At 70.4% G+C, this 19966-nt stretch carries 22 protein-coding genes; 12 read left to right on the top strand and 10 right to left on the bottom strand.

What is annotated here, in order from left to right:
- Window positions 1-30 precede the first annotated feature (30 nt).
- A complete protein-coding gene (locus tag AB0C38_RS39315; protein ID WP_360683013.1) occupies window positions 31-609 on the top strand; it encodes a helix-turn-helix domain-containing protein in 579 nt (192 codons plus the stop codon).
- Here AB0C38_RS39315 and AB0C38_RS39310 read toward each other — a convergent pair.
- The 6 genes from AB0C38_RS39310 to AB0C38_RS39285 all read right to left on the bottom strand — a co-directional run bounded on the left by AB0C38_RS39310 (window position 606) and on the right by AB0C38_RS39285 (window position 5128).
- On the bottom strand, window positions 606-1232 hold the full coding sequence (locus AB0C38_RS39310; RefSeq protein WP_360683011.1) for an alpha-ketoglutarate-dependent dioxygenase AlkB: 627 nt from the start codon (window positions 1230-1232) through the stop codon (window positions 606-608). The two genes, AB0C38_RS39315 and AB0C38_RS39310, sit on opposite strands and share 4 nt — an antisense overlap.
- 247 nt (window positions 1233-1479) lie before the next feature.
- Window positions 1480-2538, bottom strand: coding sequence for an alcohol dehydrogenase catalytic domain-containing protein (locus tag AB0C38_RS39305; RefSeq protein ID WP_360683009.1), 1059 nt, complete (start codon window positions 2536-2538; stop codon window positions 1480-1482).
- A 51-nt stretch (window positions 2539-2589) separates the two neighbouring features.
- Window positions 2590-2934 (bottom strand): transcriptional regulator, encoded by a 345-nt coding sequence (locus AB0C38_RS39300; RefSeq protein WP_360683007.1) that lies wholly within the window; start codon window positions 2932-2934, stop codon window positions 2590-2592.
- A 72-nt stretch (window positions 2935-3006) separates the two neighbouring features.
- The gene (locus tag AB0C38_RS39295; protein ID WP_360683005.1) at window positions 3007-3825 is read right to left on the bottom strand and encodes an LLM class flavin-dependent oxidoreductase; all 819 of its coding nucleotides are present in this window, start codon (window positions 3823-3825) and stop codon (window positions 3007-3009) included.
- Between the two features lie 138 nt (window positions 3826-3963).
- A complete protein-coding gene (locus AB0C38_RS39290) occupies window positions 3964-4647 on the bottom strand; it encodes a metal-dependent transcriptional regulator (protein ID WP_284742927.1) in 684 nt (227 codons plus the stop codon).
- Window positions 4648-4687: 40 nt separating this feature from the next.
- Window positions 4688-5128, bottom strand: a complete 441-nt coding sequence (locus AB0C38_RS39285; protein ID WP_360683003.1) for a GNAT family N-acetyltransferase — start codon at window positions 5126-5128, stop codon at window positions 4688-4690.
- Between the two features lie 55 nt (window positions 5129-5183).
- On the opposite strand from AB0C38_RS39285, the gene AB0C38_RS39280 reads away from it, so the two are divergent.
- Window positions 5184-5507 (top strand): hypothetical protein, encoded by a 324-nt coding sequence (locus AB0C38_RS39280; RefSeq protein WP_360683001.1) that lies wholly within the window; start codon window positions 5184-5186, stop codon window positions 5505-5507.
- Between the two features lie 28 nt (window positions 5508-5535).
- On the opposite strand, the gene AB0C38_RS39275 is transcribed toward AB0C38_RS39280, so the two are convergent.
- Complete coding sequence (locus AB0C38_RS39275) at window positions 5536-7128, bottom strand: amidohydrolase (RefSeq protein WP_360682999.1); 1593 nt, start codon at window positions 7126-7128, stop codon at window positions 5536-5538.
- Window positions 7129-7175: 47 nt separating this feature from the next.
- On the opposite strand from AB0C38_RS39275, the gene AB0C38_RS39270 reads away from it, so the two are divergent.
- From AB0C38_RS39270 to AB0C38_RS39255, 4 genes are all read left to right on the top strand, one after another.
- Complete coding sequence (locus AB0C38_RS39270; protein WP_360682997.1) at window positions 7176-7913, top strand: enoyl-CoA hydratase/isomerase family protein; 738 nt, start codon at window positions 7176-7178, stop codon at window positions 7911-7913.
- Window positions 7910-9433: an ATP-dependent acyl-CoA ligase gene (locus tag AB0C38_RS39265; RefSeq protein WP_360682995.1), complete on the top strand. Its 1524-nt coding sequence runs from the start codon at window positions 7910-7912 to the stop codon at window positions 9431-9433. Before AB0C38_RS39270 ends, AB0C38_RS39265 begins: the two co-directional genes overlap by 4 nt.
- A complete protein-coding gene (locus tag AB0C38_RS39260) occupies window positions 9430-10098 on the top strand; it encodes a TetR/AcrR family transcriptional regulator (protein ID WP_360683048.1) in 669 nt (222 codons plus the stop codon). The genes AB0C38_RS39265 and AB0C38_RS39260 overlap by 4 nt, the downstream gene beginning before the upstream one ends.
- 104 nt (window positions 10099-10202) lie before the next feature.
- Window positions 10203-10523, top strand: a complete 321-nt coding sequence (locus tag AB0C38_RS39255; protein ID WP_247058300.1) for a hypothetical protein — start codon at window positions 10203-10205, stop codon at window positions 10521-10523.
- A 66-nt stretch (window positions 10524-10589) separates the two neighbouring features.
- Here the strand turns inward: AB0C38_RS39255 and AB0C38_RS39250 are convergent, their stop codons facing one another.
- Complete coding sequence (locus AB0C38_RS39250; RefSeq protein ID WP_086680388.1) at window positions 10590-11759, bottom strand: acyl-CoA dehydrogenase family protein; 1170 nt, start codon at window positions 11757-11759, stop codon at window positions 10590-10592.
- Window positions 11760-11886: 127 nt separating this feature from the next.
- Between AB0C38_RS39250 and AB0C38_RS39245 the strand changes: the two genes are divergently transcribed.
- The gene (locus AB0C38_RS39245) at window positions 11887-12573 is read left to right on the top strand and encodes a 4'-phosphopantetheinyl transferase superfamily protein (protein WP_360682992.1); all 687 of its coding nucleotides are present in this window, start codon (window positions 11887-11889) and stop codon (window positions 12571-12573) included.
- A gap of 107 nt (window positions 12574-12680) precedes the next feature.
- Here AB0C38_RS39245 and AB0C38_RS39240 read toward each other — a convergent pair whose 3' ends face one another.
- Both AB0C38_RS39240 and mihF read right to left on the bottom strand, forming a co-directional pair.
- Entirely contained in the window at window positions 12681-13838 is a 1158-nt protein-coding gene (locus AB0C38_RS39240) for an isochorismate synthase (RefSeq protein WP_360682990.1), read from the bottom strand.
- Between the two features lie 85 nt (window positions 13839-13923).
- Window positions 13924-14235, bottom strand: a complete 312-nt coding sequence (gene mihF / locus AB0C38_RS39235; protein ID WP_026468624.1) for an integration host factor, actinobacterial type — start codon at window positions 14233-14235, stop codon at window positions 13924-13926.
- A 445-nt stretch (window positions 14236-14680) separates the two neighbouring features.
- On the opposite strand from mihF, the gene AB0C38_RS39230 reads away from it, so the two are divergent.
- From AB0C38_RS39230 to AB0C38_RS39210, 5 genes are all read left to right on the top strand, one after another.
- On the top strand, window positions 14681-16309 hold the full coding sequence (locus AB0C38_RS39230; protein ID WP_360682988.1) for a long-chain fatty acid--CoA ligase: 1629 nt from the start codon (window positions 14681-14683) through the stop codon (window positions 16307-16309).
- 102 nt (window positions 16310-16411) lie between these two features.
- Window positions 16412-17701, top strand: coding sequence for a sugar ABC transporter substrate-binding protein (locus AB0C38_RS39225; RefSeq protein ID WP_360682986.1), 1290 nt, complete (start codon window positions 16412-16414; stop codon window positions 17699-17701).
- Window positions 17698-18594, top strand: coding sequence for a sugar ABC transporter permease (locus tag AB0C38_RS39220; protein ID WP_360682984.1), 897 nt, complete (start codon window positions 17698-17700; stop codon window positions 18592-18594). The genes AB0C38_RS39225 and AB0C38_RS39220 overlap by 4 nt, the downstream gene beginning before the upstream one ends.
- Window positions 18591-19406: a carbohydrate ABC transporter permease gene (locus tag AB0C38_RS39215; protein WP_360682982.1), complete on the top strand. Its 816-nt coding sequence runs from the start codon at window positions 18591-18593 to the stop codon at window positions 19404-19406. The genes AB0C38_RS39220 and AB0C38_RS39215 overlap by 4 nt, the downstream gene beginning before the upstream one ends.
- Window positions 19407-19463: 57 nt before the next feature.
- Complete coding sequence (locus AB0C38_RS39210; RefSeq protein WP_360682980.1) at window positions 19464-19901, top strand: DUF4190 domain-containing protein; 438 nt, start codon at window positions 19464-19466, stop codon at window positions 19899-19901.
- Window positions 19902-19966: the final 65 nt, after the last annotated feature.

Below are 19966 nucleotides of genomic sequence, written 5' to 3'. Positions count from 1 at the left end.
TGCAAACATCCTCTGTAGTACGCTCCCGCCATGGTCGAACGTCCCGAACGGCGCGTCCTCACCGGCGCGGATCTCAAGGCCTTCTACAAGGCCCTGGCCAACCCCGTGCGCCGCGACATCCTGTCCTACCTGGGCAAACACGGCGAAGCGAACTCGACGAGCGTCGCGAAGGCCCTCGGCGAGAGCACCGGGACGACCAGCTATCACCTCCGCAAGCTCGCCGACCTCGAGCTGATCGCGGAGATCGAGGAGCGCTCCACCGGCCGCGAACGCTGGTGGAAGTCGCTGATGAAGGACATCTACACCCCGCCCGGCCTCGAGATGACGCCGGACGAACGCGAAGCCGCGACGAAGCTCGGCGCGCTCAAGATGAGCCACGACCTCGGCCTGGTCACGCGGGCGTACGCGGGCTACGACAGCGGCCAGGGCTGGAACCAGATCTACCGCGCGGGCCTGACCCTGACGAAGGAACAGATCACGTCGTTCGTCGAGGAGTACCAGAACCTGCTCTGGAAGTACGCCACCGAGCCGGGCCACCACCCGCCGGGCTCGCGCTCGCTGGCCGTCCGATTGATCGTGGTACCGGAAGAAGAGTCCACAGAGGATTAAAGGCCCGACACCCGCAGCGTGATGTTCAGCCGCCCGGTCAGGCCGAGCGCCGGGTCCGCCGTGCCCGGCAGCGTCTTGGGCACGCCGTGGTACGCGAGCCGGGAGGGGCCGCCGAACACGAACACGTCGCCCGAGTGGAGCTCGACGTCGGTGTACGGCCGGCCGCGCGTCTCGGTGTTGCCGAAGCGGAACACGCACGTGTCGCCGAGGCTGAAGGACACCACCGGCGCCAAGCTGCGCTCGTCCTTGTCCTGGTGCAGCCCCATCTTCGCGGTGGCGTCATAGAAGTTGACCAGCGCGACGTCCGGCGCGTAGTCCTCGGCCGGTTCGCCGTGCGCGTCCGCCAGCGCGCGGCGGCCGAGGTCGCCGAGCCAGTCCGGGAACGGCAGCACCGGCGTGCCCTCGCCGGTCGTGCGCGAATAGCCGTACGGGTACCAGTGCCAGCCCAGGCAGACGGACTTCACCGACATCAGACCGCCGTTGGGCAGCCGGGTGTGGCGGTAGCCGGACCAGCCGCGGCAGGCCGCGACGAGCTCGCGCTGTTCGTCGAAGCCGAGCCAGTCGGGCACGTGGACGGCGCCGGGCGCGAGTTCGCCGCGCGGGCGCGGGAGGAGGGCGTCCATCACCTCGATTGTGCCGGAGACTCCCGCCGGCCACGTTCGGTGATCGTCGAAGGCACGACACGGTGACCGCGGAACGTCACGCCCGCGGTGGCATACAGCCGCAGGAGACGTCCCAACGGACCAACGGGACGCTCCTGCGGCCGATTCCCCTCGCGTTGGGCCACCATGGCTAGACATTCCCACACCCGAATGTCACAAGCCAGCGTGGATCAGCTACGAACGGGTCTCGTGACCTCGCCGCCGCGGGTCAGTCACGAAACGTCACGACGGTGACGCCGGCCTGGGCCGGCACCGGGTCGTTCATCGCGGCCAGCGCGGCCGGGACGTCGTCGAGCCCGATCCGCCGGCCGATCAGCGCGGCGAGGTCGATCCCCGCCGTCTCGACGACGCGCAGCAGCTCCGGGTACTCGTGGGCCTGGAGCCCGTGGATGCCGACCAGCTCGAGCTCGCCGCCGATGACCCGGTGCATCGGGATCGGCGCGACGCCCTGCGCGGGTGGCATCAGCCCGGCCTGGACGTGCCGGCCGCGCTTGCGGAGGCTGCCCACCGACGCCGCGCAGGTCGACGGCGCGCCGAGGCAGTCGAGCGAGACGTGCGTGCCGCCGCCGGTCAGCTCGCGCACGTGCGCGGCGACGGCTTCCGGGCCGTCGAAGGCCGATGAGTCGACGGTGAGGGCCGCACCGGATTTCGCGGCCAGTGTCAGCGCGGCCGGCGAGACGTCGATGGCGACGACCTTCGCGCCTGCTGCGACGGCCAGCAGCACCGCGGAGATCCCGACGCCGCCGCAGCCGTACACCGAAACCCACTGCCCCGCGGCGACCCGGCCCTGCCGCAGCACCGCGCGGAACGCCGTCCCGAACCGGCAGCCGAGCGCCGCGGCTTCGGCGGCGCCGAGCGAGTCCGGCAGCGCGACGAGGTTCGTCTCGGCGTGCTCGATGGCGACGCGCTCGGCGAACGAACCCCAGTGGGTGGCACCGGGCTGGAACTCGCGGTCGCAGATCTGCTGGTCGCCGCGGGCGCACTGGGGACAGGTGCCGCAGGCGCAGACGAACGGCACGGTGACGCGCGCGCCGAGCTCCCAGCCGCGCACGCCCGCACCGAGCGCGACGATCCGGCCGGCCAGCTCGTGCCCGGCTACGTGCGGCAGTGTCACCGCGGTGTCATGGCCCTGCCACGTGTGCCAGTCGCTGCGGCAGACGCCGGTGGCGTCGACCTCGATCACCACGCCGCCCGGCGCGGCCACCGGCTCCGGCACGTCCCGCACGATCGGCGGGACGCGGAACTCCTCCATGACCACAGCTCGCATGCCGCGAGCCTACGTGATCCGCTCAGGTGAGCGGTTTTCCGTTGGTACCGCTCAATTGAGCGGTGGTGCCTGCGGGTGGAAACGCGTCCTGCCGCGGGGCGGGCCGAGGAGCTTGCTGAGCGAGCCGTCCGGCACGTTCAGGATGTCCTCGAGATTCCGCAACGCCTCCAACGATTCCGGCCGTTCGGGCCGGCACCGCCCGGACTGCCAGTGGCTGAGGGTGGCCAGGCTGACCGTGGTTCCCCTGCCGCGCAAGCGATAGCGGATCCGGTCGAGCCCGAGTCCGCGGGCCCGGATGGCCGCTCGCAGGGCCACGTCGAACGGCCCGGCGGAGAGCAGCTGACTCAGCTCCGCCTGTTCCCCCCGGTCGATGGTGCGTGTTCGCTGACCGGTCATCACAACGCTCCGAAGCACTCCCGAGTACGAAAATTGGAGCGTAGGCCCAGCTTCGCAAGATCGGAAGGGCCCTCACCCACCTGCGAGCCGCACCTCTTCCGCGATGGCGGCGAACGGTTCCGCGTAGCCGGAGTTGATCGTGACGTAGGAAATCCCCCACCGCTCCCGCCAGCCGAGAAGCCTTTCCGCCGCTTGACCTGGATCAGCGGGCAGCACGGTGACGGCCCCGCCCGCGGCGAGCTCGGGCACGTCGACCCCGGCCCACCGCGCGATTCCCGGCGAAGGTTCGTCCCCGATGGCCATCAGGTTCAGCCCGAGGTCGATGTCCGGCAGCCGTTCGTCAGCAAGCTTACGGAATCGATCCACAATGGACTCGGCCTCGGCTTCGGTGGTCGTCGGCTTCCAGGTGAAGGAGACGGTGTCGGCTTCTTGCGCGGCGAGCGCCAGCATTTTCGGCCCGCCGCCGGCGAGCACCAGCCGCGGCCGGTCGCTCGCGCGCTTGAGGTGGGCGATCGTCTCCGCCATCCGTGTGATGCGCTCACCCGGTTCGCCGAACTCACGGCCGAGGCTTTCGGTGTGCGCTTCGGCCCCGGGACGCCCGACGCCGAGTCCCAGTTCGAACCGGCCGCCGGTCTGCTGGTGCAGGGTCTGGACCGACCAGCCGAGGGCTTTCGGGTCCCGGAAGGGATCGGCGAGCACGAAGGTCCCGATGGTGAGGTCCAGGGTGACCGCGGCGGCGGCCCCGAGCAGGACGAAGGGATCGGCGGTACCGACGGGATCGGTGGCGAGAAGGGTGTCGAAGCCGAGCTTCTCGACCCGCTCGGCCTGGGCGGTCCACGAAGTCAGGTCCGGCGAGTAGCCGGCGACGACGCCGAAGCGGAAGGGTTTCATGCGGCCATGGTCGCGGCCGCGGCCTGGTCAGCACATCCGCTTCACGACGTCACTCGGGCGTACGCCTCCCACCGACGTCATGAACGACTCGTTCATGGCTCCTGACGAGGTGAACGACCCTTTCATGACGTCGCGGGCTCAGCGCAGGGTGACCGACAACGCCTGCGCGATCTCCTTGCCGATGGCGTGCGTGGCCACCTCCGGCGGCGAGCCCACCTTCACCACCATCGGTCCCCCGAACGGCTGGCGCTCCACGACCTCGATGCGTTCGCCCAGGTTGATCGCGTGCTCCGTCAGGTAGCGCAGCAGCTCCGGGTCCGTGTCCCACACCCGGACGATCTCGCCCACCGCGCCCGGCTCGAGGTCGTCCAGGATGCGGACCGAAAGCTCCTCGACGCTGCCGTCGGCGGCCGGGATCGGGTCGCCGTGGGGGTCGCGGACCGGGTTGCCCAGCTTGGCCGCGATGCGCTCGATCAGCCGGTCCGACACCGCGTGCTCCAGCGCGTCGGCCTCCGCGTGGACCTCGTCCCAGGTGTAGCCGAGCTCGGACACCAGGTAGGTCTCGATCAGCCGGTGCCGCCGCAGCACCGAGCGCGCCAAGAGGCGCCCGTCGGCGGTGAGCTCGATCCCGCGGTACGGCACGTGCGTGACCAGCCCGAGCTGGGACAGCTTCGTGACCATCCCCGACGCCGAGGACGGGCTGACCTCCAGCCGGCCGGCGAGCGAGGTGTTCGTGACCGCCTCACCCCGTTCGACCAGGCCGTAGATCACCCGGACGTAGTCCTCGACCGACGAGGACCTCCGGACCGAACCATCTCCCATGCCGCATACGATACGGGGCCGGGTTCTTTCACGTGAAAGTTCACGGCCGCCAGCGGTAGCGGATCCAGCCGGGGACGGGTTCCGCGCCGAGCTGGGCGTAGAACGCCTCGCCTTTCTCGTTGCCCGCCTGCATGTCCCACTCGACGCGCCCGGTGGTGCGCGTGCGCAGCTCGTCGAGCAGCTCGCCGCCGAGGCCGTGACGCCGGTGGGCGGGCCGGACGAACAGGTCGTCCAGCCAGATCCCCGGCCGGGCTTCCCAGGTGGAGAAGTTCCAGCTGCAGAAGGCGAAGCCGGCGACGGTCCCGGGCTCGCCGGGCGGGGTCGCGAGCAGCACCCACGCCTTCGGGTCCGGCCCGAAGAGGTGGCCGCTCATCTCGGCGCGGTCGAGCTTGAGGTCGTGGTTGTCCTCGTAGACGGCGTGCTCTTCGATGAGCGCGCAGATCTCTTCGATGTCTTCGAAGACGGCGTCGCGGACGGGCATGTCGCCTCCCGTTTCTGTCGGTGGTGGTCGTTACGGTCGGGGTCGGAGGTGGTCGATGTCACCGGAAGAGAAGTTCGAAGCGCTGGTCGACGAGTTCACCGGCCGCCCGGGCATCACGCCACCCGGCGCGACCGGCGGTTTCGGGCGCACGGCGCTGCGCGTGAACGGCCGGATCTTCGGCATGTTCGTCCGCGGGCAGCTGGTGCTGAAGCTGCCCGCGCCGAGGGTCGACGAGCTGGTCGAGGGCGGCGACGGTGCCCGGTTCGACGCCAACAAGGGCACGCCGATGAAAGAGTGGCTGGCCCTGGACGCGGGGTCGCCGCGGCCGTGGGCGGGGCTGGCGGAGGAGGCACTGGAGTTCGTGGACGGGAAGGGGTGAGCGAGAGCCGCACCACGGCCGGAGCCGCTCACGACAGCCGAGCTTCGTAACGCAGCTCGCCGCCGACGGCCGTCCCCTGCACGCTCAGCCCGTCCAAAGCGGACTCCTCCAGCGGTGACCCGGACAGCACCGCGAAGTCGGCGAGCTTCCCCTCCTCCAGCGTGCCCATGTCACGCTCCGCGAAGGTCGCGTAGGCCGAGCCGTACGTGTACGCGCGCAACGCCTCCTCCGGCGTCAACGCCTCTTCAACACCGAAGGGCTCCCCGGACGCCGTGCGCCGGCGCACCATGTCGGCCAGTGCGAGCAGCGGAGCACCGTTCACGACCGGGCGGTCCGAAGAGGCGGGAAGGACACAACCCGCGTCGAGGACGCTTCGCAGCCGGTAGCACCACGGGACGCGTGACTCGCCGAGAGCGGCGCGCATACCGTCGCCGAGTTCGTTGACGAAGCGTCCCTGCGGCGAAGCGAGCAACCCCAGCGAAGCAAGCCGAGACAGCTCCGCGGGCTGAAGGACCGCGCAGTGCTCGATGCGGTGCCGGTGGTCCGTACGCGGCGAAGCGGCCAACGCGGCTTCGTACGCGTCGAGCACAACCGTGATCGCGCGGTCGCCGATCGCGTGCGTCGCGATCTGCCAGCCCGCCTCGTGCGCGCGGCGGATCGTGTCGGTCAAGGCGTCCTCGGGCACCTGGAAGTAGCCCACGTTGTCCGACTCGCCATCGAACGGCGAGTGCATCGCGCAAGTACGCCCGACCAGCGAGCCGTCGGCGAACAGCTTCATCGGACCGACGCGCAGCCACTCGTCGCCCAGGCCCGTGCGCAGGCCCAGGTCGAGGCCGAAACCGGCGCCGTCGGGCAGGTCGTGCAGCACGCTCGCGGCGACCATCACCGTGCTCCGCACGCGCAGCACTCCGGCGTCGCGCGCCTCCTGGTAGGCGGCCAGTTCGGCGGGTGTCTCGCCGACCAGGCCGCCGCCGATCCCGGCCTCCTGGACGCTGGTGATCCCCTCCGAGAGGTACTGCTCGGACGCCCGGTCGAGCCCGCGCACCACGCGCGAAACCGGCGTCGGGTACGTCAGCGGCCGCAGCAGCAGCTGCGCCTGCTCGCGCAGCAGCCCGGTCGGTGAGCCGTCGACGTGCACGACGTCGCCGCCGACCGGAACATGGGCCAGGTCCAGCTGGTCCAGCACCGCCGAGTTGACCACGGTCATGTGCCCGGACGTGTGCTTGAGCCGCACGAGCATCCCCGGCGCGGCCCGGTCGAGCCCGTGCCGGTCCGGGTGGCCGCCGGCGAGCTTGTTCTGGTCGTAGCCGCTCCCGACCACCCAGCTCCCGGCCGGCAGCGTCGCGGCCCGAGCGGCGACGGCGTCGTAGACCTCCTCGACGCTGCGGCAGCCACCCAGCGCGACGTCGTCGAGGCCCATCCCGAACCACGCCATGTGGTTGTGCGCGTCGTGGAACCCCGGCACGACGAACCCGCCGCCGAGGTCGACCCGCGAGCGCGCGGACAGCTCACGAGCGTCATCTCCGAGTGCGACGACCCGGCCGTTCAGGACAGCCAGCGCGCTGGTGACGCCCGCGCCCGTCCACACCGTGGCGTTCTCGTAGACCGCGTCGACCCGCATGATTCAAAGGCTATCGATCGATCGATCGAACGTCTAGCATCGGCCGCATGCCCACCGTGGAGTTCGCCGTCGAGGACGGCATCGCGCAGATCCGGCTGAACCGGCCCGAGCGGCTGAACGCGGTCGCCGCCGTCCTGGTCGACGACTTCCTCACCGCCCTCGACGCCGCCGCGCGCAGCGACGCCCGCGTCGTCGTGCTGTCCGGCACCGGCCGCGCTTTCTGCGCCGGCCACGACCTCAAGGAGCCCACTCCGGCGGGTGACTCGCGGGCGCGGCTCGACCGGCTCCAGGACGTCACCCGGCGGCTGCGCGCGCTGCGCCAGCCGGTGATCGCGGCGGTGCACGGCTACGCGATCGGCGCCGGCGCGGAGTTCGCGCTCGGCTGCGACCTGATCCTGGCCGCCGAGGACGCCGTCTTCGCGTTCCCCGAAGTCTCGCTGGGCCTGAGCGTCACCGGCGCGGCGTCGCGGCTGCTCCCGCTGCTGGTCGGCCCGCTCAAGGCGAAGGAGCTCCTGCTGCTCGGCGAGCGCTTCGACGGCCGGAAGGCCGCGGAGCTGGGCATGGTCAACGCCGCCGTGCCCGCGGAGCAGCTCCAGGCCGAAGCGCAGAGCTGGGCGAAGCGCATCGCCGAGCACCCGCCGGCGGCCGCGGCGATGGCGAAGCGCGTCCTCGACACCCCGATCGACGTCGAGCCCGCGCTGGAGCTGGAAGTCAGCCACGCGCTGATCACCGAGCACTCGGCCGCGGTCGCCGCGTCCACGGAGGCTTTCCGGAGCCGGACGTGACGCCGCTCGCCGAGGCCGGCACGCTCACCCAGCTCGTCACGCGAGCCGCGCAGTTGTGGCCCGAGCGCACGGCCTGGGTGTTCGACGAAACCGACCGGCGCTTCACCTTCACCGACGTCGACCGGATCAGCGACCGGTTCGCCGCCGCCCTCGCCGGACGCGGGATCGGCCCGGGCGACCGGGTCGCGGTGATGCTGCGCAACCAGCCCGAGTTCCCGCTGCTCTGGCTGGCGCTGGCCAAGATCGGCGCGATCCTGGTGCCGGTCAACACGAACTACCGCGAGTTCGACGGCGCCCACGTCCTCCGCCACTCCGGCGCGAAGCTCGCTGTCGCCGCGGAGGAGTTCACGGACCTCCTCGGCCGGATCAGCCTGGCCGAAGTGATCACGCCGGACCAGCTCGACGCCGCCGGAGCACCGCCGGACTTCGCGCCGGTGCCCGAGCTGCCGGTGAACATCCAGTACACGTCCGGCACCACGGGCGCGCCGAAGGGCTGCGTCCTGCCGAACCGGTACTGGACGACCCTGGCCGTCAGCCTCGCCACCGACTTCCCCGCCGTCGGCGCGGACGACGTCATGCTGACCGCCCAGCCGTTCCACTACATCGATCCACAGTGGAACGTCGCGTTGGGACTCGCCGCCGGCGCCACCCTCGTCGTGCTGGACCGCTTCCACCCCAGCACGTTCTGGGCGAAGGTCCGCGAGCACGACGTCACGTGGTTCTACTGCCTGGGGCTGATGCCCACGCTGCTGCTGCGGCAGGAGCCGGCCGACGCCGACCGCGACCACCGGGTCCGCGCGATCTGCGCGTCCGCGATCCCGCACGAGCTGCACGCCGAGCTGGAAGCACGCTGGGGCGTGCCGTGGTACGAGGCGTTCGGGATGACCGAGACCGGCGGCGACATCCGGATGACGGCGGCCGACCACGACGAGACCGTCGGCACCGGCTGCATCGGAAGGCCGAGCCGCGACCGCGAGGCGATGATCGCCGGCGAAGACGGGAAGCCGGTGCCGCGCGGGGAAACCGGTGAGCTGCTGATCCGCGGGATCGGGCTGATGCACGGCTACCACGACGATCCCGAGGCGACGGCGAAGGCGTTCCGCGACGGCTGGTTCCACACCGGCGACCTCGCCCGGATGGACGACGCCGGCCGCGTGTACTACATCGGGCGCACGAAGGACATGATCCGCCGCAGCGGCGAGAACGTCTCCGCCGACGAGGTCGAACGCGCGCTGTCGCTGCACCCGGCGGTGCGGCTCGCGGCCGTCGTCGCGGTGCCCGACGAACTGCGCGGCGAGGAGATCAAGGCGTACGTGGTGTGCGACGGCGTGCGCCCGGATCCGGGCGAGCTGGTCGCGTTCTGCGCGGAAAAGCTGGCCTACTTCAAGGTTCCGCGCTTCTGGGCGTTCGCCGCCGAGCTGCCGATGACGCCGTCCGAGCGCGTCGCCAAGGGCGAGCTGCGCAAGGTGGCCGACCCGCGCGCCGGGTCGTGGGACGCGAAGGCGGAAGCATGGCTGTGACCAGCCGGGAGCGCGTCCGCGCGGCGGCGGTGAAACTGTTCGCCACCAAGGGGTTCCACGGCACGGGCATCCGGGACCTGGCCCTGGAGGCCGAACTTTCCTCGGCGAGCCTGTACCACTACATGGGCACCAAGGAGGATCTGCTCGCGGAGATCATGCACACGGCACTGAACCGCCTCCTTGACGCCGCCCGCGAAGCGACGGCCGGCAGTGCGGACCCGGTGCACCGGCTGCGCACGCTGGTCGCGCTGCACGTGCTCGCGCACGCGGTCGGCCCGGCGGAAACCCGCGTGGTGGACAACGAAGTCGACGTGCTGTCCCCGGCCGCGCGCGAGCCGGTGGTGGCGTTGCGGGACGCGTACGAAAACCTGTGGGCGGCGGCGATCGAAGAAGGTGTGGCGGCGGGCGCGTTCCGCGTCGACCACCCGGCGGTGACCCGGCTGGCCCTGCTGGAGATGTGCAGCGGCGTGGCGCGGTGGTATTCGCCCCGCGGCCCGCTGGCGCTGGACGAACTGGCGGAGCACTACGCGGAGCTGGCGTCGAGGGCACTCGGCTGCACCTCGCCGCCGGGTGTCGCCGACTTGCGCCGCTGCCGGGAAATCGTCGCGAAGGAGTGGGGTGTGCCGGTCCAGCCCGCGAAGAGCGCTGCTGCCGATCCCTCATGACACTGCGCCGGTAACGGCCGCGAAAGAGTGGGGCATGTCCGTTTAGCGGCGCTTTTACCTGTGTACGCCTTGCCCAGACGGCGTGCGTGGGGGACGCTCGAAGGGTGACTGAGGAAACGATCCAACTGGAACTGGACGACTCGGGTCTCGCGCCGGGCCTCCCGACGCCGGCAAACCCCCGCGATCAGGTGCAGGACGTGCCCTACCGCCCGGTCGAGTTCCGCGATGACGATCTCCCCACCGCCCTGGAGCGGTGCTCCAAGTGGCTACGGCAGGCGCAGGAGTGGCTGGGCGAGCCGCTCGACGTCCTGGCCATCCACCTCGACTACGACGACCGCCAGGGTTCGCCGTACTACGACGTGAAGCTGCTGTGCAACGAAGAGGACCTGGCCGGCGTACCGATCGCCATCCGCAACAAGAAGTAGCTCCAACCGCCGTCAAGGCCACTTCCCGGAGGTTCGGGGGTGGCCTTGACCGCGTTCTGAGGGGCCTCAGCCGAGGACGCCGCCGACCTTCACGTGCCCCTTGAGCAGGTTGCGCGCGATGGTGCGGCGCTGGATCTCGTCGGTGCCTTCGTAGATGCGCAGCAGCCGCAGCTCGCGGTACCAGCGCTCGACCGGCAGCTCACGCGTGTAGCCCATGCCGCCGTGGATCTGCAGGACGCGGTCGACGATTTCGTTGGCCTTCTGGCCGCCGTACAGCTTCGCCATCGACTGCGCGTGCCGCGAGTCGACGCCCTGGTCGACCTGCCAGGCGGCGTTGAGCACCAGCCAGCGCAGCGCTTCCAGCTCGACGCCGGAGTCGGCGATCATCCACTGGATGGCCTGCCGCTCCGCGATCTTCTGCCCGAACGTCTCGCGGGTGTTGGCGTGCTCGATGGCCATCGAGATCAGCCGCTCGCACGAACCGATCGCGCGCGCGGGCAGGAGGTAGCGGCCCTGGCCGATCCACTGCATGGCGAGCTCGAAACCGCGGCCCTCCTCGCCGAGGATCTGCGTCTCGGGCACGCGGACGTCCTGGAAGATCAGCGAAGCCGGGCCCCACTCGCCCATGGTGTCGATGTACTCGGACTTCCAGCCGGCCTCGCGGTCGACCAGGAAGCACGTGACGCCGCCGTTCGCGCCCTTCTCCGGGTCGGTGATGGCGAAGACCATCGTGAAGTCGGCTTCGTTGCCACCGGTGATGAAGGTCTTCTCGCCGTTGATGATCCAGTCCGTGCCGTCCTTGCGGGCGGTGGTCCGGATGGCCTTGGCGTCCGACCCGGCGCCCGGCTCGGTGATCGCGAAGCACGACTTGCGCTCGCCCGAGATGGTCGGCAGCAGGTAGGTCTGCTTCTGCTCTTCGTTGGCGTGGAACAGGATGTTGTCCGCGGCGCCGCCGAAGCGGAACGGCACGAAGGTGCGGCCGAGCTCGGCCTCGAGCAGCGCGGCCATCACGGCGGACAGGCCCATGCCGCCGTACTCCTCCGGCGTGAAGACGCCCCAGAAGCCGGACTCCTTGGCCTTCAGCTGGAGGTCCTTGAGCTCCTCGCCGGTCAGGCCCGGCTGGTGGGCGCGCTCGCGCCGCAGGACTTCCTGCTCGAGCGGGATCAGCTCGCGCTGGACGAACGTGCGGACCCAGTCGCGCACTTCACGTTCTTCGGTGCTGAGTGAGAAATCCATCCGAGCTGCTCCTCCGACACTGGCTAAGCGCTTGCTTAGTCAGGGTACCTCCTGAGGGCGTGATTACCCCAGACCTCTCCCCGAATTCGTGACAACCGCTTCGGCGCCCGGAAGGATCGGAGGGGTGATGGAGATCGTGGTCCGCTGGTCGTCCCCGCTGCCCGCCGAAGAGCGTTTCCTGCGCCTGCTGGACCACGTCGAGCAAGGCCGCTTCGAGGCGTACCGGCAGGACGCGGACAAGCGGCGCTTCCTCACCGGCCGAGTGCTGGCCAAGACGGTGGCGGCGGAGCGGCTGGGGCTGGCCGTCGAGGCCGTGAAGTTCGACGCGACCTGCGAAGACTGTGGAAAACCGCACGGCAGGCCACGGATCCCGGGCACGGACCTGACGCTGTCGATCTCGCACTCGGGCGAGCTGATCGGCGTCGCGGCGACCCCGTCGGTCCCGGTGGGCCTGGACGTCGAGACGGCCGGCCGCAAGGCCGACGACGGCCTGATCGAGTACGCCCTGAGCCCGGCCGAAGCCGGCCACCTGACCGGCCTGGGCCCGGAGGAGAAGGCGGCGGCGTTCTTCGTCTACTGGACGCGCAAGGAAGCCGTGATGAAGGCCACGGGCAAGGGCCTGCGCATCCCGCTGAAGAGCATCACGTTCTCCCGCTTCGACGAACCGGCCGCGTTGGTGTCGTCCGGCGACCCGGCCCTGGACCCGGCTCGGACGCGGCTGGTGGACCTCAAGGCCGCCGACGGCTACCGGGCGGCCATCGCGGTCCTGACCACCGACGAGCTGTCGGTGACCGAGGAACACTGGGTGCCCTGACCCCCGGTCCCGAGCGCCCCAATGTGGCCTTCGGTGCGTCCAACGCACCCAAGGGGCCCTTCGGTGCGTTGAGCGCAACCAAGGCCACATTGGGGCGCTTGGGCGGGTCAGACTCCGGTGAGGTCGCCGAGGCCCATCGCGCTCAGCAGCGTCCGGAACTTCGCCGTCGTCTCGTCCAGCTCCGCCTGGGGGTCCGAAGCCGGGACGATGCCGCCGCCCGCGTACAGCCGCATCGACGTCGACGCGATCTCGGCGCAGCGGATCGCCACCGCCCACTCGCCGTCGCCGGAGGCGTCCACCCAGCCGACCGCTCCCGCGTAGTAGTCGCGGTCGAACGGCTCCAGCTCCTGGACCAGCTCGCGCGCGCCGTCGGTCGGGGTGCCGCAGATCGCCGGGGTCGGGTGCAGCGCCGCCGCCAGGTCGAGCGCCGTGACGTCCGGGTCGGCCAGCTCGCCCGTGATCGGCGTGCGCAGGTGCCAGATCGCCGGCGTCGTCACCAGCTCCGGTTCCGCCGGGACCTCCAGCGTCCGGCAGAACGGCCGCAGCGCCTCGACCAGGTAGTCGATCACCAAGGCGTGTTCCAGCTGGTCCTTGCGCGACGTCCGCAGCGCCTCGCCGTTGGCCCGGTCGGTCGCCGGATCGGCCGAACGCGGCATCGAGCCGGCGTGCGGCGACGAAAACACAGTCCGTCCGGTGCGGCGCAGCAGCAGCTCGGGCGTGGCGCCGACGAGCGACCGCCCGCCGGGCAGCTCGGCCGCGTACGTGAAGTGCCGGGGGTTCCCGACCGCCAGGTTGCGCACGATGCGCTCGGCGGACACGGGCGAGGCGAACTCGAGGTCGAGGGCCCGGGCGAGGACGGCTTTCCGCAGGTCACGCGCGGTCAGCGCGTCGACGGCCGCCGAGACGTTGGCCATGTGCCGCGAGGGAGACGGGACCGCACGCACCCGCACGGGCGCCGGCAGGACCTCACGCGGCAGCGAAGGCGCGCCTTCGCTGCGGTGGACGGTCCGGGGCACGACGAGGTGGCCCGGCACCTTCGTGTCGGGCCCGGTGTCGAACGGGAGGACACCGACGGCCAGCGGGGCACCGGTCTCGGCCAGGACGCCGGGGATCGCCGAGGCGAGCCGCCGCGGGTCCGTCTCGGTGACGGTCTGGATCGTGCCCTGCGCGAGGAGTGCGCGCTCGGCCGTCGTGAACAGGAAGTCGCCTCGCTGGTAGCGGGCGGCGAGGTCTCTTGCCGGGATCACCGGGTCTGCGTCACTCACAGACTCCAGCGTCCCAGGCTTCGGGAGATCCGCGAGGGGAGTGTCACGAGCGACACTCCCCTCGCGGGAGCTCCTGGTGACGGCTCTACTTGAGCGCGTCGATGAGCGCCTCGCGCTGGCGCTCGCCCAGGCCGGCGGCGCGCCGGTCCGGGTCGATGCCGGCCTGCTCGAGCAGGGCGGCGACCTTCACCGCGCCGAGGCCGGGAACGGCCTTCAGCAGCTGGGTGACCTTCGTCTTCCCGATCGTCTTGTTCTCCTTGGCCTGCTTGAGCACCTTTTCGATGCTCTCCTTGCCGGACTTGATCGACGCGAGCAGCTCCGAACGCGCCTTGCGAGCCTCGGCCGCCTTGGCGAGTGCATCGGCGCGCTGCTCCGGAGTCAACGTAGGCAGAGCCAACGTAGTAGTCCTTTCCTCTCAGGTCTCCGCTTTCGCGGCCGACGGCTTTTTGCTGTGCTTGCTGCTGCAAGCGCTGGCCAGCCGTCCCTTACCACGGCCCCAGTAAACGCCACCGGGATCGCGGCCGTGCAACCGACACGCACTTATTACCCCTGGAGGTGATGCCGGGCAACCCGCTCCGGCCTGCGGAAACGCTCCCAATCTGCGCCCCGGGTGGCGTCACTCACCCGGAAGTGAAGCCTCCGCTACGCCGGGTTCCGTAGCGTATTTCCTTGTCCACAAGGAAAAGCGCAGAAATTGTCGATCATGATCATCGTTCGGTCGTCGCGCGATCGGGCGACGACCGTGACCGAACGGAGCCGTTGTTGACCATGCCCGCTTCACCCGATCCGCACTAGAGTCGGCGCAACCCCAGTCCACCGGCGAACGACCCCCGGGAGCGACCATGTTGAGCACCATGCAGGACGGCCAGCTGTCGCTGGCGAACCTGCTCCGCCACGGCACGTCGGTGCACTCGGCGAGCGAAGTCATCACCTGGACCGGTTCAGAAGCCCGCCGCGAGACCTACGGCGACCTCGGCCGCAACGCCGCGCGCCTCGCGAACGCGCTCCGGACCCTCGGCGTGACGGGCGACCAGCGCGTCGGCACGTTCATGTGGAACAACGCCGAGCACCTGGCGGCCTACCTGGCCGTCCCGGCGATGGGCGCCGTGCTGCACACCCTGAACATCCGGCTCTTCCCCGAGCAGCTGACCTTCGTCGCCAACCACGCCGAAGACCAGGTCGTCATCGTCGACGGCACGCTGGTCCCGCTGCTGGCGAAGCAGCTGCCGGAGTTCAAGACGGTCCGGCACGTCATCGTGGCCAACGGCGACGCCGCGGCCCTCGAAGCGCCGGCCGGCATCGAGGTGCACGCCTACGACGCGCTACTCGCCGCCCAGCCGGACACCTTCGACTGGCCGGACGTCGACGAGCGCTCCGCCGCCGCGATGTGTTACACCTCGGGCACGACGGGTGACCCCAAGGGCGTCGCCTATTCACACCGCTCGATCTGGCTGCACTCGATGCAGGTCTGCATGAGCGACAGCATGAACCTCGCGCAGAGCGACAAGGCGCTGGCGATCGTGCCGCAGTTCCACGCGATGGCCTGGGGCCTGCCGTACGCGGCGCTGATGGTCGGCGCGTCGCTGCTGATGCCGGACCGGTTCCTCCAGCCGGCGCCGATCGCGGCGATGCTGGCCGCCGAGAAGCCGACGTTCGCCGGCGCCGTCCCGACCGTCTGGCAGGGCCTGCTCGCCCACCTCGAAGCCAACCCGCAGGACATCTCCCACCTGCGTGAGGTCGTCGTCGGCGGGTCGGCGGTGCCGCCGTCGCTGATGCACGCGTTCGAGGAGCGCCACCACGTCCGGATCCTGCACGCCTGGGGCATGACCGAGACGTCGCCGCTGGGCAGCGTGGCGCGGCCGCCCGCCGGCGCGACCGGCGACGAGGCCTGGCGCTACCGCTACACGCAGGGCCGCTTCCCGGCGGCCGTGTCGGCCCGGCTGATCGACGACGACGGCTCGGTGCTCCCCTGGGACAACGACGCGGTCGGTGAACTGGAGGTCCAGGGCCCGTGGATCGCGGGCGCCTACTACGGCGGCGCCGAAGTCGACCCGGACAAGTTCCACGACGGCTGGCTCCGCACCGGCGACGTCGGCAAGATCAGCCCGGACGGCTACCTCACGCTGACCGACCGCGCCAAGGACGTCATCAAGTCCGGCGGCGAGTGGATCTCCTCGGTCGACCTGGAGAACCAGGTCATGGGCCACCCGGCGGTGGCCGAGGCCGCGGTCGTCGGCATCCCCGACGAGAAGTGGGACGAGCGGCCGCTGGTCGCCGTCGTGCTCAAGGAGGGTCAGACGGCCACGCCCGAGGAGCTGCGCGAGTTCCTCAGCGACAAGGTCGCGAAGTGGCAGCTGCCGGAGAACTGGACTTTCGTGGACGAAGTGCCCAAGACGAGCGTCGGCAAGTTCGACAAGAAGCGGATCCGCGCGTCCTACTCCGAGGGAAAGCTCGACATCGCACAGCTCTAACGGGTAAATCTCCGGCGTGCCTTTGAGTCCGTGAAGGCCACCTTGAGGGACTCTATGTCCCTCAAGGTGGCCTTCACGGACATTCACGGAGGAGTACTGGGGATGCAGCAGAACAGGCGGAGCTTTCTCGCGCTCGCGGGAGTCGGGGCGCTGGTCGCCGCGTGCGGGTCCAACACCGGGCGGCAGGGCACCCCGCCGCCGTCGACGGCGTACTCGGCGGGCCCGCCGCCGTCGGACGCGCCGAAGGTCACGCTCCAGCAGTGGTACCACGCGTACGGCGAAGACGGCGTCCAGGACGCGGTCAAGCGGTACGCCGCGACGTACCCGGCGGCGACGGTCAACGTGCAGTGGAACCCGGGCGACTACGACTCGAAGATCGTCACCGCGCTGCAGAACAGCGCCGTGCCGGACGTCTTCGAGGCGCAGGTCAAGATCGACTGGGTGCGGCAGAACCAGGTGGTGCCGCTCGACGACGTCATCGCGCCGGTCAAGAGCGACTTCAGCCCGGCCGTGCTCGCCGCGCAGACCGTCGACGGCAAGGTCTACGGCATCCCGCAGGCCACCGACACGCAGGTGCTCTTCTACCGCAAGAGCCTCCTGCAAGCCGCGGGCGTGCAGCCGCCGCAGACGGTCGACGAGCTGATCGACGCGGCCGCGAAGCTCACGAAGGACGGCGTCAAGGGCTTCTTCGCGGGCAACGACGGCGGCGTCGGCGTGCTCACCGGGCCGCTGCTGTGGTCGGCCGGCCTCGACTACCTGAAGAACGGCAACCGCGAGGTCGGCTTCGACGACCCGCGCGCGGCGACCGCGCTGGCCAAGCTGCACACGCTCAACACCAACGGTTCGCTGCTGCTCGGCGCGCCGGCGGACTGGTCCGACCCGGGCGCGCTCATCGACGGGCTCGCGGCGATGCAGTGGACCGGGCTGTGGAACGTGCCGAAGATCCGCGACGCGCTCGACGACGACTTCGGCGTGCTGCCCTTCCCGAAGCTGGACGGCACCGGCGCGCCGTCGGTGCCGGTCGGCGCGTACGGCGCGATGGTGAACGCCAAGAGCGCGCACATCGCCGAGGCCAAGGCGTTCGTGAAGTGGCTGTGGATCGACAAGACCGACGACCAGCTGGAGTTCGCGACGAAGTTCGGCTTCCACGTGCCGGCGCGCCAGAGCCTCGCCGACCGCGCGGACAGCCTCAAGACGGGCCCGGCCGCCGACGCCGCCCGGTTCGTCAAGGAGAACAGCCACCTCGTCGGCGGTCCGGTGTGGACACAGCAGTCGAACACGGCGTTGTCCGACGCGGTCGCGAAGATCGCGAAGGAGGGGGCGGACCCGGTCGCGCAGACCAAGACGGCGGTCGAGGTGGCCAAGTCCGAGCTCAAGCGTCTGTTCGGATGAAGCGGCGCGACGCGCGCGCGTTCTGGCTGTTCGTCGGGCCGTTCCTGCTGGGGCTCGCGGTCTTCGCGTACCTGCCGATCGGCTGGAGCGCCTACCTGTCGTTCTTCGACGCGCGCAACACGGTGACGCCGACCGAGTTCGTCGGGCTGGACAACTACGGGCACATGCTCACCGACGAGCCGTTCCTGTCGAGCCTGGGGACGTTCAGCGTGTTCGCGGTGTTCATCGTGCCGCTGACGTTCGTCCTGTCCCTGGCGCTCGCGCTCGGCGTCAACCGGCTGCGGTTCGCGCGGGCGTTCTTCCGATCGGTGTTCTTCCTGCCGTTCGCGTGCTCGTACGTGGTGGCGTCGCTGATCTGGAAGACGTCGCTGTTCTCGGGTGTCCGCTATGGACTGGCCAACACGGTGCTGGGCTTGTTCGGCGCGGACCCGGTGGCCTGGACCGGGACGGTGGACCCGCCGCTGTACTGGATCGTGCTGGTGACGGCCCGGCTGTGGCTGCAGCTCGGGTTCTACATGATCCTGTTCATCGCGGCGCTGCAGCGGATCCCCCGGCACCTGTACGAAGCGGCCTGGCTCGACGGCGCGAAGCCGGGCTGGCAGGTGTTCCGGTACATCACGCTGCCGCAGCTGCGCGCCACGGCGGTGGCGGTGCTCCTGCTGAACCTGACCAACGCGTACCAGGCGTTCGACGAGTTCTACAACATCATGGGCGACTCCCGCGGCTACCCGCCGTTCGCCCGGCCGCCGCTGGTGTACCTGTACTACACGTCGCTGGGCTCGGGCGGCCAGGACCTCGGCCGCGGTAGCGCGGGCGCGGTGATCCTGGCGCTGATCATCGCCCTGGTGACGCTGCTGCAGGGCCGGGTCTTCCGCTTCGGACGGGTGTCATGAAGGCCTTCTTCCGCTGGACGTCGCTGGTGGTGGCGGCGGTGCTGTTCCTGCTGCCGTTCTACCTGCTGGTGCGCAACGGCTTGGCGTCACGCGCGGAGATCACGGCTCCGGAGTGGACGTTCTTCCCGTCCACAGTGCACTGGGAGAACTTCTCGAAACTGTTCTCGCTGGACGACGTCCCCTTCGCGCGCAGCCTGCTGAACTCCTTGGTGGTGGCGGCCCTGCAGACGGTCGGCCTGCTGGTGATCTGCTCGCTGGCGGGCTACGGCCTGGCGCGGATCCCGTACCGGCACTCTCGCGCGGTCTTCTACGCGGTCCTGGCGACGCTGATGATCCCGACGTCGGTGACGTTCGTGCCGAGCTTCGTGGTGGTCTCGACGCTCGGCTGGCTGTCGGACTTCCGCGGGCTGGTGATCCCCGGGCTGTTCAGCGCGTTCAGCGTGTTCCTGTTCCGGCAGTACTTCCTGGACTTCCCGCGCGAGCTGGAGGAGGCCGGGCGGGTGGACGGGCTGACGCGCTGGGGCGTGTTCTGGCGGATCGTGGTGCCCAACTCACGGGGCTTCTTCGCGGCGATCGCGGTGATCACGGTGATCGGCAGCTGGAACGCGTTCCTGTGGCCGTTGATCATCGCCCAGTCCCCCGATTCATGGACCGTCCAGGTGGCGCTGTCCGGGTTGCTGACGGCCCAGAACCCGCAGCTCAACCTGCTGTTCCTGGCCGCGGCGGTGTCGATCCTGCCGATCGTGCTGCTGTTCGCGTTCCTGCAGCGGTACCTGGTGCGCGGGGTGACGGAGTCCGGCCTGACGGGCTGAGTAACGTGCGAGGCCGTCCGGGCGACTCTGCTGTGGACGGACAGAAGTGGGTGCGCGGTGACCAGTTACGACCCTTACCAGCCGGATCAGCAACCGGCCAACCCGGCGTACCCGCCTTCGGCGCCGTACCCCGTGCAGCCCTACCCGGTGCAGCCCTACGCGGCGCAGCCGTACGGCCAGTACGTCCAGCAGCCGTACGCGGCGTACCAGCCGCTGACGACCAGCGGGATGGCGGTGGCGGGCATGGTCGTCGGCATCGTCGCCCTGGTTCTGTTCTGGGTGCCGTTCGTCGACCTGGTCCTCGGCTTCCTGGCGATCGGCCTGTCCTGGGGCGGCATGGTCCAGGCCGACCGGCCGGGCTACACGGGCAAGGGCATGGGCATCGCGGGCCTGGTGTGCGGCATCATCGCGGTGATCCCGGCGGTGATCGTGATGCTGTTCTTCTTCGGCATCATGGCCGCGGCCGGAACCGCGGCGTGCACCTACGCCTGCTGAGCGGTCCGTCGCCCGAAATCACCACGACGTTCGGCGGTACTCCCCCCGCCGAGACGTGTGACAAG

The sequence above is a fragment of the Amycolatopsis sp. NPDC048633 genome (assembly GCF_040650695.1).
Classification (GTDB): domain Bacteria; phylum Actinomycetota; class Actinomycetes; order Mycobacteriales; family Pseudonocardiaceae; genus Amycolatopsis.
Note: the sequence above shows the minus strand (reverse complement) of the source record. Positions and strands in the feature narration are given on the sequence as shown.

Bases quoted from the DNA above. Each gene is read 5' to 3' on its own strand.
- AB0C38_RS39290 (WP_284742927.1), bottom strand. From the start codon at position 4,647: ATGGGAGATGGTTCGGTCCGGAGGTCCTCGTCGGTCGAGGACTACGTC.
- AB0C38_RS39275 (WP_360682999.1), bottom strand. From the start codon at position 7,128: ATGCGGGTCGACGCGGTCTACGAGAACGCCACGGTGTGGACGGGCGCG.
- AB0C38_RS39305 (WP_360683009.1), bottom strand. From the start codon at position 2,538: ATGCGAGCTGTGGTCATGGAGGAGTTCCGCGTCCCGCCGATCGTGCGG.
- AB0C38_RS39300 (WP_360683007.1), bottom strand. From the start codon at position 2,934: ATGACCGGTCAGCGAACACGCACCATCGACCGGGGGGAACAGGCGGAG.
- AB0C38_RS39295 (WP_360683005.1), bottom strand. From the start codon at position 3,825: ATGAAACCCTTCCGCTTCGGCGTCGTCGCCGGCTACTCGCCGGACCTG.
- AB0C38_RS39250 (WP_086680388.1), bottom strand. From the start codon at position 11,759: ATGGATTTCTCACTCAGCACCGAAGAACGTGAAGTGCGCGACTGGGTC.
- AB0C38_RS39225 (WP_360682986.1), top strand. From the start codon at position 16,412: ATGCAGCAGAACAGGCGGAGCTTTCTCGCGCTCGCGGGAGTCGGGGCG.
- AB0C38_RS39230 (WP_360682988.1), top strand. From the start codon at position 14,681: ATGTTGAGCACCATGCAGGACGGCCAGCTGTCGCTGGCGAACCTGCTC.
- AB0C38_RS39215 (WP_360682982.1), top strand. From the start codon at position 18,591: ATGAAGGCCTTCTTCCGCTGGACGTCGCTGGTGGTGGCGGCGGTGCTG.
- AB0C38_RS39315 (WP_360683013.1), top strand. From the start codon at position 31: ATGGTCGAACGTCCCGAACGGCGCGTCCTCACCGGCGCGGATCTCAAG.
- AB0C38_RS39280 (WP_360683001.1), top strand. From the start codon at position 5,184: ATGTCACCGGAAGAGAAGTTCGAAGCGCTGGTCGACGAGTTCACCGGC.
- AB0C38_RS39270 (WP_360682997.1), top strand. From the start codon at position 7,176: ATGCCCACCGTGGAGTTCGCCGTCGAGGACGGCATCGCGCAGATCCGG.
- AB0C38_RS39220 (WP_360682984.1), top strand. From the start codon at position 17,698: ATGAAGCGGCGCGACGCGCGCGCGTTCTGGCTGTTCGTCGGGCCGTTC.
- AB0C38_RS39245 (WP_360682992.1), top strand. From the start codon at position 11,887: ATGGAGATCGTGGTCCGCTGGTCGTCCCCGCTGCCCGCCGAAGAGCGT.
- AB0C38_RS39285 (WP_360683003.1), bottom strand. From the start codon at position 5,128: ATGCCCGTCCGCGACGCCGTCTTCGAAGACATCGAAGAGATCTGCGCG.
- AB0C38_RS39310 (WP_360683011.1), bottom strand. From the start codon at position 1,232: ATGGACGCCCTCCTCCCGCGCCCGCGCGGCGAACTCGCGCCCGGCGCC.